We start from the raw sequence: 13,676 nt of genomic DNA on the forward strand, positions 1-13,676 counted from the left end.
GTCTGTCATGGACATGACCCGTTCTCCCGATCCCTCCGGCGCTGAATCCACTCAGCAGCTCGAACTGGCGATCATCCTGCCAACGCTCAACGAGCGGGGAAATCTGGCGCCGCTGGTCGAGCGGATCGAGGACGCCCTCGGCTCCGGCGGCTGGGAGGTACTGATTGTCGACGACAACTCGGCCGACGGTACAGCCGACGAGGCCCGGCGCATCGCGCTGACCGATGGCCGTGTGCGGGTGATCCAGCGGATCGGTCGGCGCGGGCTGGCGAGTGCGGCGATTGAAGGTTTTTGCGCCACCGCTGCTCCTTTTTGCGCGGTCATGGACGCCGATCACCAGCACGATCCGGCGCTATTGCCGCTGATGCTCAATGCCCTGAAGGCGGGCGAGGGTGATATTGCGGTCGCCTCGCGCTTCGCCGAGGGCGCAAGCATGGAAGGGTGGGGCAGGCCTGATCGCGAGAAGCTGTCCGGGGCGGCCAATGCGCTTGCGCGCAAGCTGACCGGGGTCGAACTGACCGATCCGATGAGCGGTTACTTCATGTTGCCCAGCGAGACAGCGCGTGCGCTGGTGCCCAAGCTGTCGGGGATCGGGTTCAAGATTCTGCTCGACCTGCTCGCCTCTGCCGAGCGCCCGATGAAAGTGAGGGAATTCCCGCTGAATTTCTCCGCGCGCCGCGAAGGCGAAAGCAAGCTCGACCGGGCGATCGCGTTCGATTTCCTCGCCGGCCTTTACGACAAGACCTTCGGGAAGCTGATCCCGACGCGCTTTGCCCTGTTCGGTACGGTGGGGGCGATGGGTGTCATCGTCCACATGGCAGTGCTGAGCCTCGTGCTGTTCTGGTTCGACAAGGCCTTCACCGTCGGTCAGGCGGTCGCGGTCCTCAGCGCGATGAGCTTCAACTTCTGGCTCAATAACTGGCTGACATATCGTGACCAGCGCCTGAAAGGCACGGCCGCAGTGCTGAAGGGCTGGGTCGGCTTCTGCCTCACCTGCGCCGTGGGCGGTTTTGCCAATGTCGCGGTCGCGACGTTGCTCGAATCGCGCGGGCTATACTGGGTGATTGCTGCGCTGGCCGGGATCGTGGTCGGGTCGGTGTGGAACTACGCGCTGTCGAGCCGTTTCGTCTGGGGCCGGTACTAGTCGCTATCTCCAGCCGTCGATCCAACTCCAATTGAGGAAGCTTTGCGGCCCTTCGAGCGCCGCGGCCGAAAGGATCGGATAGAAATAGGCGAACAGGACAAGGCTGGCCGCCAACACCAGCAGGGCCAGCTTGCGATGTCCGCCTTGCCAAAGGGCATCGAGCGCCAATGCGAGTGCGCCGAGCAGGAAGAAATGCGGCAAGAAATAGTGATAGTAGAATTGCACCGACTTGGAAGCGAACAGCCATAGGCCGAGGCTCACCGCGTACCCGGCAACGACACCGATCCGCGCCCATTGCCGCTGCTTGTTGCCCGTCAGCGCGCACCAGATCAGCGCCGGAAGTCCCAGCATCATGGTGAGCGGATTACCGACCAGCAGGACGCCTCGCTGGGCACCGTCGACGGCTTCGTAGAGGTACCAGATGGCGCGTAGATTGAGCGCCCAGTCGGGCCAGTTCGACTGGTAGGGATGGGGCTCAAGCACCTGCGTTTGTAGCGCATACATCTCGCGGTGAAATTCGATCAGTCCTTGCGTGGCAAAGGGAGTGTCGCGAAAATGATATGCGGGGATGAAGGTTGCCGCGTAGACCGCCAGTGGCAGAACGCCGAGCCATAGCGTCGCTTCGAGCAGCGAGACACCCGGGACTGGAATGCCACGCTGGCTGGTCAGCAGTCGCCGCCTGCCCGCGCTCAGGCGTGCCAAAAGGAAAGCGATACCCGGGACTATTGCCAGCGGGATCGCGTTCCACTTCGATGCCATCGCCGCTCCCAGTGCGGCCCCCGTGGCGATTAGCCGCCAGCGTCCAGTCTCCGGCTCGCGGATCGCACCGGCGAATTGCCACGTGGCCACGCAAAGAAAGGCCGCCATGTAGATGTCGAGCATCGCGATGCGGCTCTGAACGAACAGCATGAAGCCGCTGGCGAGGAGCAATCCGAACGCCAGGCTGGCGAAACGCGACAGGCTCCCAAACCACATCGCACGCATGCTTGCGAACAAGGCAAGTGCTCCTGCGAGGAGCGAAAACACGCGCCATCCCAGCGGGTTATTACCGAAGATCGCAATGCCCAACGCGATCAGCTCCTTGCCCAGCAAGGGATGCTCGCGATTGATGTAACTGCCGTTTGCCAGCATCTCGCGCGCAGCGGGAAGGTAGTGGACCTCGTCGAAGAACGGTTTCGATGGCGTGGTCAATTGAAGTCCGGCCAGAAGCGTGAATGCAAGCGCCATGAGCAGGCTCAGGCCGAGCGGATCGCGGGGCTGTGCAGGGGCCTGGCTCATCGGGTGTGGATTTAGCAGCAGGTTCGCGATGAGCAAGTTCGGCGTCCGGCTAGCTCTTGATTTGATATCGGATCAAAGTCGGGCAACTATCAAGTAACGGTTCGTCGCCATTTTGCATCACTTCGCCCCAATTCGCTAAATTTGTGAAACAATTGCTGTTCTAGCTTGTAGGTGGGTTGAGGACGCCCTATCGAGGGGCACGAACGTTCGTTCATGAAAGGGTTGGATTGATTATGAAGAAGATTGCTTTGATCGGTTCGGTGCTTGCACTCGCAGCCGCTCCGGTTGCGCTTCAAGCTCAGGCAGCAGACCGTGCAGTTGCACCGGTTGCTGGTGAATCGGAACTTGGCGGTGGCTCGGACACCATCATTGGCGTTGTTGCTCTTGCCGTTCTGGCCGGCTTCATCGTCCTGACGGCTTCGGACGACGACGACCTGCCGACCAGCCCCTGATTCAAGGGCTTAGTACGAGATACGAAAGGCGGGGCCTCGCGGCTCCGCCTTTTTCGTTTCTGCGCTATCGCCTTTGACTGGGGCGTCAGGAACTGGCCTGATTGCGCTCAAGCCAGAACAGGCGTGCGACCATCGCCAAAAGGCCGATGCTGGCTGTGGCAGCGACAAACAGTGCCCACGGCAGGATGTTCATGCCGACCTTATTCGCGCGCGGGACAACCAGCAGCAGTGCGAGCGAGACCGATATCAGTAGATCCCACCAGACCTGCACACCCCACAAGTTGGCAGTGTGATTTGCCCAGACAGGGAGGAAGCCCTCTGACATGACGGTCACGGTTGTGAAGCCGGCAAATCCGGCGCAGACGATGGCTGCGACAAAAGTGCTGCCGATCGTGGGCTTGTTGACGACGATGTGAACGAATGCGGCCACGGTGAAGAGTATTCCTGCTGTGACCAGGATCTCGAAAGCGGTCATTGAGCGGCTCCTTTGTAGCGAGTGCTACACGCCTTGTAGCTGAGTGTAGCGCTCGCTACAAGACCCCGATGAGCAGAAGCGAAGATACCCGCCGCAAATGGCTGATGCCGATGGCGATGCATGTAATGGAGCACGGTATGGGTGCCGCAAGCCTGCGCCCGCTCGCGAAAGCCGCGGGGACCAGTGACCGCATGCTGATCTACCATTTCGGCAACAAGGACGCGCTGATCGCGGAGCTTCTTTCTTTCATCGCGGAAAGCTACTCGGTCATGCTCGATCAGGCTTTCGGCAAGGATCGCGCCTCGTCGCGTGACCAGTGCCTCAACCTGCTCCTCGATCGGATCAGGGACCCTCAGATGCAACCATTCATGGGCCTGTGGTGGGAAATCGTGGCCGGAGCTGCCCGCGGCAACCAATCCTATCGCGACGCGGCCGGTGCGATCATGGACCGGCTGCTGCTCTGGCTTGAGAGCAAGCTGCCAGTCGACGATCCCGATCCCGCAGCAGGGGCGCGGCTCATGCTGGTCCTCGTCGAGGGTTCCCTCATGCTCGAAGGGATCGGCAAGGGCGATGTCGCCAAGGCTGGGCTGTCGGCAGCGCAGCTTTAACTTGCTTGCCGCCCATGCCGCTGCCGCCTAAACCGCCAGCCGCGATGAAGAAGACCACAGGCATGGACCGGGCGAAGACCAGCAACTGGCGCCCTGCGACCCGCGCGGTGCGCGGCGGCACCTGGCGCAGCGAGCATGGGGAAACGAGCGAAGCGCTGTTCCTCAGCTCCGGCTACACTTATGATGATGCGCAGACGGTCGCCGATCGTTTCGCGGGCGAGGCCGAGGGCATGACCTATTCGCGCCTGCAGAACCCGACCGTCGCCATGCTCGAAGAACGGATAGCGCTGATGGAAGGCGCCCAGGCATGCCGGGCACAGGCAAGCGGCATGGCAGCGATGACCGCGGCTTTGCTGTGCCAGCTATCGACCGGAGACCACGTTGTCGCCGCGCGCGCCGCGTTCGGTTCGTGCCGCTGGCTGGTGGACAACCTTCTGCCTCGTTTCGGCATCGAAACGACGGTGATCGACAGCGCTGTCAACGAACAGTGGGATGCTGCAATCCGGCCCAACACCAAGGTCTTCTTCTTCGAGACTCCAGCCAATCCGACACTCGATGTGGTCGATCTGCATTACGTCTGCGGATTAGCGAAATCGCGGGGCATCACGACGGTGGTCGACAATGCCTTTGCCACAAGCGCGCTCCAGCGCCCGCTCGAGTTCGGTGCGGACGTTGTTGCCTATAGCGCGACCAAGCTGATGGACGGGCAGGGACGGGTTCTGGCCGGCGCGGTCTGCGGCAGCGAGGAATGGATGAACGAGGTGCTGTTGCCGTTTCAGCGCAACACCGGCCCCAATATCTCGCCGTTCAACGCCTGGGTGGTACTGAAAGGGCTCGAGACGCTTGGCCTGCGCGCCCACAAGCAGAGCGAGAACGCGCTCGAACTGGGCCGCTATGTCGAGGCGCGTGTTCCGCGTATTCTCCATCCCGGCCTCCCGAGTCACCCCCGCCACAAGCTCGCTCTGAGCCAGATGGACGCGGTGGGTCCGATCTTCGCGTTCGATGTCCAGTCGCGCGCCAAGGCCTTCGCGATACTCGATGCGCTCGAACTGATCGACATCTCCAATAACATCGGCGATGCGCGTAGCCTGATGTGTCATCCGGCCTCAACCACCCACGCCTCGATGAGCGAGGAAGCGCGTGCGGAAATGGGGGTGACCGAAGGCCTGCTACGGATCAACGTGGGACTGGAAGATGTGCAGGATCTGATCGAGGATATGGACCAGGCGCTCAAGGCGGCCGGTTTCTAGTTCTCGCAGGCGATGCCGTCGCCGTCCCGATCAAGCCCCGATCGATAGCCCGGGTCGCCGCGCCTCAATGGTGCGTGGCCCGCCTCCCGCACGGCCGAGCAATTCGGGTAGTACACAGCGCCCGTCGAATTGGGCTGCCGGGCGCGCGCCTTACGATTCCCATGGCAGTGATAGTCCCCGGTTTTGCGATTGGTGTGGCAGCCGTCTGCATTCGTCCCGCCGGGATGTGCAGCAACCGGCCCGCTCATCTGCGGGACCATGAGGGCCCAAGCCATCAGGGCGATCGCACAACGCATTGAACAAATGTATCATGCCCTGCCGCGAGCGCTCAATTATCCGAAATTGTATCGATTTATCAAGTTCTTGCTAAACCGGCAGCCAGACGGTCTTCTCTTCAGAGATCGTGATTGCCGGCACCGGGATCAACGGGATCATCGGTGTCAGCTTGTACTTGATCTTGGCGGTGGCGATCTTCGCACCGTTGCTCGCCGTAGAGCGAGTAACGTTGAGCAACACGATGTTGTCCTTGTCGATCGCAACCAGCTCGTCGCGGATTTCCCGCTCAATCCGGTTGGTCGAGGCGTCGGGATCGACCTTCGCCAGCCGCACGCCTTCGCCCAGCGCATGGCGCATCGCGCCCGAGGCATGGAGGTACTGGCCCATCTGGATCGTACCCAGCATGATCGCGAGGATCACCGGCACGGCGAAGGCGAAATCGACGGTGGTACTCGCGCGATTGTCGGAAGTGAGCTTACGAACGATCATTGGATGCGCACCAGGCTGTCTCCTACGACAGTCACCTGCCGCGGGAAATTGGTGAACCCGATCAGTCCGGCAAGGCCGGCCCAGTCGAATTGCGTGTCGACCTGGTTGCTGATCGAGACGCTGACGAAGCGGTTGGAAACTTCGCCGGAAGCGCATTGGCCGTTGAAGTCGCTCTGCCTTACGCCGTCGCATTCGAGGAAAATGTCGACGTCGACAGCGTCGGCTTCCACATCCGCGGCGGTCTTGGCTTCGGTTACGTACCAGTTGTACTCGCGCCCATCATCGGAGTTGGGACGGCGAGCAAAGGCGAGATCGGTCGTTCGCTGCGCAGCCTGTTCGTAATCGATCTTGGTGCCGAGCAGCATCGATGCATCCATCATGCCGAGGCACAGCAGCATCAGGAACGGCATGGCGAGCGCAAGTTCCATGGCACCGAAGCCGTGTTCATCGGCAAGGAAACCTCGCAGCGTCGTGAGTGGGGTCTTGGTCATCGGCGCTTACTCCACAACCCTGATAATTCTCGCCGACGTATCGATGTCGTCGATCTCGTCATTGCAATTGTTCGCAATCCGGTTGGTACCGCCGAAGCGTACGCGCTCGGTAATCAGCAGTAGGCACTGCGCGGTTTGGGAGGCGTTGCCATTGTAGGTCAGATCGGCGGTCGGCATATATATAATGCCTTCCATGTTGATGTCGGCACCGCCGTTGATGGTGTGCTGCGTGCCATCGCCCAGTTCATCCTGGTAGAATAGAATACCCGCCCAGTTGTCGTCGCCCGTGGTTGTCGCTTCCGCCAGGGTTTGCGCACGCAGGTCGAGGTCGGCGCCTGCATTGATCTGCAGTTCCGCGACGTTCGACGATGAATTCCCTGTAAGGATGATCGTTACACCGTGTCCGACGACGTCGGCCTGCGAGTTGATTTTGAACGCGCCGCGATCGATGATGTACACCCCGGGGTTCATCGTCACTGTCCCCTTGATGTCCATGCCATTGCAGTAGCGCCCCGGGCTGATGGTCACCGTCTGGCTGGGCGAGACGTTGAAGTTGTTCGCGGTGCAACCTGACGGGGAGCTCGGCGGAGTAAGGCCTCTGCTGGCGAGCGGATCTTCAACCGGCAGGCCATATGATACGACAGCCGTGTCGGCAGCAATGTTGCTGGAGCCGTAATCGACCCCGCCAACGCTCATGATCAAGTCAGTGTCGAGGAAGCTCGAACCGCCGAGATCGACCGACACGCCATCGGGCGAGTTGGAGGCGACCGGGCAGTCCAGATCGGCGATTGCGCTACCGAACACGTCGATGCCAATTCCGTCGGTTGCCGTTGCAATGACGCAGGGTTCGCCGACCGCAACCGTTGCCGCGACCGAGCGCACCTGAATGGTCGGAGCGTTTTCGAGGAAGATACCGGAGAACGGCAGCGCGCGACTGGCAGAGACGACCACCTCGACAGCACCGCCGTCGCCGGTCCAGTCACCTTCTTGCGGCGGGTTCACGATGCGCACGATGTTGAACCCGTCGACGTAATTGCGGTCGACCTCGCCGGTGGCAGCGCTGGTTATGTCCTGGCCGCGGAACAGGTTCATCGCGCCAGCCAGCGCGCCGGAATCTGCCGCTTGTTGGAGCTGGCGTTTCGACAGGTACCATTCGACTGTGTCGACGCCGATGCCCGCAGCACCGACGGTCGAAGCAGCACCGATTGCGGCAATGATCAGGACATTGCCGTTCAGGTCTTTCCGCAGGTTCCGGCAAATCCGGATCAGCTTGTTGCGCATAGCCATTCGCCCCACATTCTTTTCCAACATGGCGGGTATGCGCGAAGTCTCGCTAAGGAATTCGAAGGAATCGCAGTTCATGCGAATTTAACCATGACGATCTGCCATTTTCAGGCGCTTGCAAGGGGCGTTCAAGCGTGCGAATCCCGGATTTCCAAGATTTTCGGGAGGTAGTTTGGTGGCAAATCGCGTGCAGCTGGTTTTCGACTTCGTCAGCCCCAATGCCTACCTGGTGTGGTGGCCCCTGCGCGACTTGCTTCGCGAGACCGGTGCAGGGCTCGATGTTCTTCCCGTTTTCCTTGGCGGGATGCACAAGCTTACCGGCAATGCCCCGCCGATGATCCGCGATGCGGAGGTGAAGGGCAAGAACGAGTATGCCATGCTCGAGATGCGGCGGTTCATCGAGAAGCACCGGCTCAACAAATACAGGCTGAACCCGAAATTCCCGTTCAATTCTATCCAGCTACAGCGGATGCTCTATGCTGCGGATCAGGACGGCCGAGCGGTGCAATTCGTCGAGAGTTTGCTGCCTGCTATCTGGGAACGCGAACTCGATGTGACCGACCCTGACGCCGTCGCGAATGCGATCGGGGAGGCTGGTTTCGATGCGGCGGACTTGTCCAGAAGGTCGCAGGCGGATGAAGTAAAACAGGGGCTTATCGAAAATACCTCGCAAGCTGTCGAGCGCGGAGCCTTTGGTATTCCGACCATGTTCGTTGGCAACGAAATGTTCTTCGGCAAGGAACGGCTGGCGCAGGTCGAGGAAGAACTCGCCAAGGGCTGAGCCGCGTTCCCCGTCGCTAGAGCCGATCCATCGTCAGCCAGGAATTGTCGCCGATCCAGGCCTTCGCCATTGCCGCTTTCGCGGCCTTCGCCTCGAGCTTGTTGCCGAGCTTGGCTTCGGTCAGCGACAGCCCGTAAAGCGCCCAGCCGCTGTTTGGAGCCTTGAACAGCGCTTCTCGAAACGCGGCTTGCGCTTCCTTGTATCGCCCGGCCTTGTACAGCGAGGCGCCGAGCGATTGCGCCACCGGATAGTACCAATAAGGCGGCTCGGTATAGGGGATGGTCTTCTCGATCGCCTGCGCTGCCTGATAATGCTTCGCTGCTGAATCGTACTGCCCCTCGGCATGCGATTTGCGCCCCTGCGCGACATGCACGGCGAGGTCGACGATATCGGGGGCGGGGAAGCCGTTTTCGACCATCAACGCCATTTGCGGATCCGATTTGAGTGCCTGCATCGCGGCGATGTCCTCGTCGAAGCCGGCATCGTTGCCGTCGCGTGCGTGCGCCACCGCCCGGGCGTAACGCCGCATCGCATCGACATAGGCGAGGTCGGTCGGTGTGGCGGTCAACGCCAGGATCGCGGCCGGTGAGGCATATTGCGTCATCGCGAATGACGGTGCCGCGTGGATCGCCTGCACCCAGGGGAGCTGGCGCGCGATATCTTCGTTCAACGTCAGCTTGAGTCGCTCGGTCTCGTTGGTCACGGTCATCATGTCGCCCGCCATCTGGGCCGAGGTGAGCAGGAAGTGGACGTTGTGCGGGTAATAGCCGAAGCGATAGAGGCCATCGTCACCCGCGACTTTGAGGTATTCTTCGTCGGCCCGCGCCGCCGCGATATTGGCGGTGATGGAATCGGTGTAGCGCCCGATGCGGTAGAAGATGTGCCCCGGCATGTGCACCAGGTGGCCGAGTGCGCTGGGCGCATTCTCGACTAGCCGGTCGGCTGCCGCCTCAGCCATCTTCGGATCGGGTCCATTCTCCATCAGGTGAATGTAGAGATGCGAGGCCTGCGGGTGGCGCGGGTTGTTGGCCATCACCCGCTCGATCAGCGCGATCGCCGGGCCGATCTGCGGTCGCGCCGCACGGGTATCGGCGTCCCAATAGTCCCACGGCGTGGTGTTCATCGCTGACTCCGCTGCCAGCACGGCGATGTCGTTGCTCTGCGGAAAGCGTTCGGCAATCGCCATCATCATAGCTGAGTATTTCTTCTCCAGCGCGGCTCGATCGGCGGACAGGTCATCGGGGAAGCGTTCTGCCTGCGCCGCGATCAGCGACCTTTCGACCTCGCTCAACCCTTCGGAGAGCTGCTGCGCGCGTTGAACGGCAAAAATTGCCTGGCGGTTCTGTTCCTCGCTCATCCCGGCGTTGATGTTGAGGCTGTTGGCATAGGCCTCGCCCCACCAGCACATCGCGCATTCGGGCGCATAGGCGCGCGCCTTGCGGAAGGATCGCACGGCCGCAGCATGGTTGAAACCGTAAAGCAGCGCCACGCCCTGGTCGAAATAGCGCCGGGCGTCGCCATCAAGGCCCGTTACGCCGATGTCGGATTCCGCAATGTTGGAATAAAGCGGAAAGGTGTCGCTCCCGGCCTGCATCAGCAGCGGCATCTGGGCAGCCATTGCGAGCCTCGCGTCGAGCGCTGCACCAAAGGCGTCGATGCCGCGGCAGGCCTTGCGGCCCGGCAGCGTGGGGTCGAGCGCAGCCATTTGCGCAGCGTCGCTAGCAGTGGTGTCGGTTGCCGCGCCAAGCCCCGTCGTCGTCATCAGGGCGGCGAAAAATCCAATGAGGTTGAGCATGTCGATCTCCCCAGTCCGTTCGATCCGAGGCGACCCAGAAACAGGTTATTCTTGTTGTGGTTTTGCCACTCATACCAGTGAAACAGGGCTACGGCAAAAGCCGAATATTGCGATGAAGGTGGATTACCGGGGGTGCGCCCCTTGTTACGTAAATCCGAATCGCTAACTTCGGATTGTCATGAAAGAGCTGTTTCAACACGCTGCAACCACCGATGGTATCACCGTGCGTGTCGCGGTGAATTTCCTGCCGGAACAATCGCATCCCGAAGCCGGCAAGTGGTTCTGGGTCTATCATGTACGGATCGAGAACGGCAGCCACGAAGTGCTGCAACTGCGCACCCGGCATTGGCGCATCACCGACGCCCGCGGCATGGTGAACCATGTCGATGGCGAAGGAGTTGTGGGTGAACAGCCCCTGCTCAAGCCTGGGCACAGCCACGATTACGTCTCGGGTTGCCCGCTGGCGACGCCGCACGGCTCGATGGAGGGCTTCTACACCTTCTACCGGGAGGATGGATCGCCGTTGGAAGTGCGGATCCCCTTCTTCCCGCTCGCTGCGCCCGCGACCGCGGACTGACTGGGCATAGCACTGCGCGAACCGTTAGGCCTTGAGCCTGCGCGCAAGCCCGCCTAAATCGCCCAAGCCATGAAACGGACGCACCTGCCTCTCAACGCCTTGCGCGTATACGATGCCGCCGCGCGGCACCTGTCGTTTACGCGCGCTGCGGACGAACTGGCGGTGACGCCCGCTGCCGTCGGCCAGCAGATCCGCGCGCTCGAAGACCACCTCGGCGTGGTGCTGTTCCGCCGCACGAGCAAGGGGCTGGAACTGACCGAAGAGGGTTGCGCGGGTCTCGATGCGCTGCGCGAAGGATTCCTAAAGTTCGAGGAAAGCGTGCAGGCGATGCAGGCTGGCCAGGCATCGGACCGTTACACAATCGCGGCGCCGCGCGAATTTTACGCGCAATGGCTCAGCGCACGCCTGTCGGGCTTCCAGAAAGACAATCCGCAGGCACAATTCCACTTGGTAGCCGACGAGAATGCCGATTTCACCGAGGCCAACCTCGACGTGGCGATCCGGCTAGTGGATGGCCCAGGCGATCTCGAGGGGGTCGAGCTCGCCCCGGCGCAGAAGGTCGTAGTAGCCGCGACCGGCGGAGCCGACGCATGGATCGAATGGCCTGGGGCAGCGCTACCCGAGGGCGAGCGCGCGACGGTCAAGGCGGGTAATCCCGGCCAGGCGCTCAGTTCCGCCGTTGCCGGTATGGGACGTGCGATCCTGCCTTATCTGCTGGTCCGGGAATCGGTGGAGGCGGGCAAGCTCGAGATTCTCGAAGGTCCGGAGCCGGGGCGCCGGGCATATTGGTTGGTCGCGCCCTTGCCGCAATGGCGCCAGAAGAAGGTCAAGGCACTCGTCGCCCATCTGACTGGGCAATGACGCAGGATCTACCCACGCCGACGCTCGAAACCGAGCGTTTCACCATGCGTCCGCTCGTCCCCGCCGATGCCGAGGCGCTGTTCCCGACATTGTCCGACCCGGACCACGCGCAATTCCTGATCCAGGCTCCCTTCGAAAGCGTGGAAGCCTTGGGCGACTGGCTGTGCGATCCCGATTGGAACGGGCGCAGCTGGTCGGGGATCGATCGCAGTACGGGCGAATTGGTCGGGCGGATCGTGGCGGTACCTTCAGGCGAGGGGACGTTCGAGATCGGTTATGGCACCGTCAAGCATCGCCACAAACAGGGCGTCGCCGTTGAGTGCGTTCGGCGCCTGCTAGCCTATCTGTTCGAAGAAGAGGGCATCCACCGCGCGATTGCCGGGACCGATCCGCGCAATGTGGCGTCGAATCGGGTCCTGGAGAAGCTCGGTTTCCGCCGCGAAGCGCATTATGTCGAGAGCTGCCGTTCCCATCTCGGTTGGTGCGATGAATATTACTGGGGGCTGCTTGCGCGGGAATGGCGGGCGGCGAAGCCCGCCAACTAACCGGTTTTTCGTGCGCTGCGGCGCCACAGCCAGAACAGGATCGCCAGATTGAGCAAGGGTGCACCCAGGCCGAACAGCAGCGGGAAGGGGTCGGGCAACTCCAGTCCTACCAGGTTCCACGGCATTCCGAAGGGCAAGAGATAGAGGCCTGCTAACGCGTCAGGCGTCTGTCCGAACCAGCCCATCATATTGCTGACGAAGAAGCCGAACGCCGCGAGGAAGCTCAGCAGGAAACCCCAGAATAGCCATTTCATGGGGCTCATGCTCCCACATTCTTCACGCTCGGCCAAGCGTCGCACGCAAGGAAAGGGGCGACCGTCCTTGAGAGGTTGGCGATCGCCCCGTCCACGAGCTGGCTGGAATTGGGGATCAGCGCTCGCGGGTCTTGGTCTCGGTAGGGGGCAGCTTCAGGCCACCATGCTCGCGAGGCCGCCGGAAAGCGTGACTGTGCTGGCAAGGCCCGCCATCATCACTACACTCAGCTTCTCGGCAAGGCGCGGACTAACGACCAACGGCTTGGCGACGGCGCGGAAGCGCTCCTTGTATTGCGGATGCTCGGTTCCCATCCAGCGGTCCCACCAAGTGAAGTAGAGCCCGAAATTATGGTTGAAGGTGCTGTGGTGCAGGTCGTGATGCGTCGTGGTGTTGATCCAGCCGACCCACTTGTTGTCCACCCAACCTGCCGGCATCACTTCGACGCCCGCATGGCCCATCACGTTGCGGATGATCTGGAACCAGATGAACACCAGGATCGCCATGCCGATGTATGCGACGCCCAGCAGGCTGGTCGCGAGCAGGTAGAGCGGCACGAATGCGGCCTCGGCGATCGCCTCCCAAACCGAGAAACTGTATGCGGTCCATGGCGTCGGAGTGCGCGATTTGTGATGATGGAGATGGGTCGCCTGATAGAGTGCGCGCGTGTGCAGCGCCCGGTGCATCCAGTAGAAATAGGTATCGTGCGCGAGGATCATCGCCACTGCCTGCAGCAGCATGATGGCGATCGGGAAACTGTCGAAGTGGAAGCGAATGATCCCGGCTTCGCGCAGGAACAGAGTCGAAAGCGTGGTGATCCCAAAGAAGAATACGGTGCGGATCGAGGATGATATCTCGCGCAGGTAGTCCTCGCGCTTCGCCCGGCGTTCCTGAATCCGGCGCCGTTCGGCCCAGCCTTTGAAGATTACGATGATGGCGAACATCACCGAAGCCGTTACGATGTAGCGAAACAGGTCGAAATACATCACGTCGAGCATGTGCTCTGCAATCTTGTCGAACAGGGGAAGATTTTCAGGCAATGACATCGTCTGCGCTCCGGTTGAAGGATGCGGCGATAATGATGGCACGGCAACTCCTTGGCTCCGCAACGCCCAAAA

Annotated in this window: 17 protein-coding genes; 8 read left to right on the forward strand and 9 right to left on the reverse strand. The window is 61.5% G+C overall.

Translation table 11 applies throughout. From position 1 onward, the window contains the following. Nucleotides 1-7: 7 nt before the first annotated feature. Nucleotides 8-1,144, forward strand: a complete 1,137-nt coding sequence (locus tag P7228_RS11415) for a glycosyltransferase (protein ID WP_278015367.1) — start codon at nucleotides 8-10, stop codon at nucleotides 1,142-1,144. A gap of 3 nt (nucleotides 1,145-1,147) precedes the next feature. Here P7228_RS11415 and P7228_RS11420 read toward each other — a convergent pair whose 3' ends face one another. Continuing rightward, nucleotides 1,148-2,422, reverse strand: coding sequence for a phospholipid carrier-dependent glycosyltransferase (locus P7228_RS11420; RefSeq protein ID WP_278015368.1), 1,275 nt, complete (start codon nucleotides 2,420-2,422; stop codon nucleotides 1,148-1,150). 233 nt (nucleotides 2,423-2,655) lie between these two features. Here P7228_RS11420 and P7228_RS11425 point away from each other — a divergent pair, with 233 nt between their 5' ends. Then, nucleotides 2,656-2,874, forward strand: coding sequence for a hypothetical protein (locus tag P7228_RS11425; RefSeq protein ID WP_278015369.1), 219 nt, complete (start codon nucleotides 2,656-2,658; stop codon nucleotides 2,872-2,874). Nucleotides 2,875-2,959: 85 nt separating this feature from the next. Here P7228_RS11425 and P7228_RS11430 read toward each other — a convergent pair whose 3' ends face one another. Beyond that, the gene (locus P7228_RS11430; protein ID WP_278015370.1) at nucleotides 2,960-3,349 is read right to left on the reverse strand and encodes a hypothetical protein; all 390 of its coding nucleotides are present in this window, start codon (nucleotides 3,347-3,349) and stop codon (nucleotides 2,960-2,962) included. A 68-nt stretch (nucleotides 3,350-3,417) separates the two neighbouring features. On the opposite strand from P7228_RS11430, the gene P7228_RS11435 reads away from it, so the two are divergent. Both P7228_RS11435 and P7228_RS11440 read left to right on the forward strand, forming a co-directional pair. Further along, nucleotides 3,418-3,957: a TetR/AcrR family transcriptional regulator gene (locus P7228_RS11435; protein WP_278015371.1), complete on the forward strand. Its 540-nt coding sequence runs from the start codon at nucleotides 3,418-3,420 to the stop codon at nucleotides 3,955-3,957. A gap of 44 nt (nucleotides 3,958-4,001) precedes the next feature. Continuing rightward, nucleotides 4,002-5,207: a trans-sulfuration enzyme family protein gene (locus tag P7228_RS11440; RefSeq protein ID WP_278015372.1), complete on the forward strand. Its 1,206-nt coding sequence runs from the start codon at nucleotides 4,002-4,004 to the stop codon at nucleotides 5,205-5,207. Here the strand turns inward: P7228_RS11440 and P7228_RS11445 are convergent. The 4 genes from P7228_RS11445 to P7228_RS11460 all read right to left on the reverse strand — a co-directional run bounded on the left by P7228_RS11445 (nucleotide 5,204) and on the right by P7228_RS11460 (nucleotide 7,750). Further along, a complete protein-coding gene (locus P7228_RS11445; protein ID WP_278015373.1) occupies nucleotides 5,204-5,482 on the reverse strand; it encodes an excalibur calcium-binding domain-containing protein in 279 nt (92 codons plus the stop codon). The two genes, P7228_RS11440 and P7228_RS11445, sit on opposite strands and share 4 nt — an antisense overlap. A 91-nt stretch (nucleotides 5,483-5,573) precedes the next feature. Then, nucleotides 5,574-5,972: a TadE/TadG family type IV pilus assembly protein gene (locus P7228_RS11450; protein WP_278015374.1), complete on the reverse strand. Its 399-nt coding sequence runs from the start codon at nucleotides 5,970-5,972 to the stop codon at nucleotides 5,574-5,576. Next, nucleotides 5,969-6,463, reverse strand: a complete 495-nt coding sequence (locus tag P7228_RS11455) for a TadE/TadG family type IV pilus assembly protein (RefSeq protein WP_278015375.1) — start codon at nucleotides 6,461-6,463, stop codon at nucleotides 5,969-5,971. The genes P7228_RS11450 and P7228_RS11455 overlap by 4 nt, the downstream gene beginning before the upstream one ends. Before the next feature lie 6 nt (nucleotides 6,464-6,469). Next, entirely contained in the window at nucleotides 6,470-7,750 is a 1,281-nt protein-coding gene (locus P7228_RS11460) for a pilus assembly protein TadG-related protein (RefSeq protein WP_278015376.1), read from the reverse strand. Between the two features lie 172 nt (nucleotides 7,751-7,922). Here P7228_RS11460 and P7228_RS11465 point away from each other — a divergent pair, with 172 nt between their 5' ends. Beyond that, nucleotides 7,923-8,528, forward strand: a complete 606-nt coding sequence (locus P7228_RS11465; protein ID WP_278015377.1) for a 2-hydroxychromene-2-carboxylate isomerase — start codon at nucleotides 7,923-7,925, stop codon at nucleotides 8,526-8,528. A 16-nt stretch (nucleotides 8,529-8,544) separates the two neighbouring features. Here P7228_RS11465 and P7228_RS11470 read toward each other — a convergent pair whose 3' ends face one another. Continuing rightward, the gene (locus P7228_RS11470; RefSeq protein WP_278015378.1) at nucleotides 8,545-10,323 is read right to left on the reverse strand and encodes a tetratricopeptide repeat protein; all 1,779 of its coding nucleotides are present in this window, start codon (nucleotides 10,321-10,323) and stop codon (nucleotides 8,545-8,547) included. A 178-nt stretch (nucleotides 10,324-10,501) separates the two neighbouring features. Here P7228_RS11470 and apaG point away from each other — a divergent pair, with 178 nt between their 5' ends. The 3 genes from apaG to P7228_RS11485 all read left to right on the forward strand — a co-directional run bounded on the left by apaG (nucleotide 10,502) and on the right by P7228_RS11485 (nucleotide 12,306). Next, nucleotides 10,502-10,900, forward strand: coding sequence for a Co2+/Mg2+ efflux protein ApaG (apaG, locus tag P7228_RS11475; protein WP_278015379.1), 399 nt, complete (start codon nucleotides 10,502-10,504; stop codon nucleotides 10,898-10,900). Nucleotides 10,901-10,969: 69 nt separating this feature from the next. After that, the gene (locus tag P7228_RS11480; protein ID WP_278015380.1) at nucleotides 10,970-11,761 is read left to right on the forward strand and encodes a LysR family transcriptional regulator; all 792 of its coding nucleotides are present in this window, start codon (nucleotides 10,970-10,972) and stop codon (nucleotides 11,759-11,761) included. Beyond that, the gene (locus P7228_RS11485) at nucleotides 11,758-12,306 is read left to right on the forward strand and encodes a GNAT family N-acetyltransferase (RefSeq protein WP_278015381.1); all 549 of its coding nucleotides are present in this window, start codon (nucleotides 11,758-11,760) and stop codon (nucleotides 12,304-12,306) included. The genes P7228_RS11480 and P7228_RS11485 overlap by 4 nt, the downstream gene beginning before the upstream one ends. Here the strand turns inward: P7228_RS11485 and P7228_RS11490 are convergent. Both P7228_RS11490 and P7228_RS11495 read right to left on the reverse strand, forming a co-directional pair. Further along, complete coding sequence (locus P7228_RS11490) at nucleotides 12,303-12,569, reverse strand: hypothetical protein (protein ID WP_278015382.1); 267 nt, start codon at nucleotides 12,567-12,569, stop codon at nucleotides 12,303-12,305. The two genes, P7228_RS11485 and P7228_RS11490, sit on opposite strands and share 4 nt — an antisense overlap. A gap of 144 nt (nucleotides 12,570-12,713) precedes the next feature. After that, nucleotides 12,714-13,604: a sterol desaturase family protein gene (locus P7228_RS11495; protein WP_278015383.1), complete on the reverse strand. Its 891-nt coding sequence runs from the start codon at nucleotides 13,602-13,604 to the stop codon at nucleotides 12,714-12,716. Nucleotides 13,605-13,676: the final 72 nt, after the last annotated feature.

The organism is Altererythrobacter sp. CAU 1644, from assembly GCF_029623755.1.
GTDB classification, from domain to species: Bacteria; Pseudomonadota; Alphaproteobacteria; order Sphingomonadales; family Sphingomonadaceae; genus Erythrobacter; species Erythrobacter arenosus.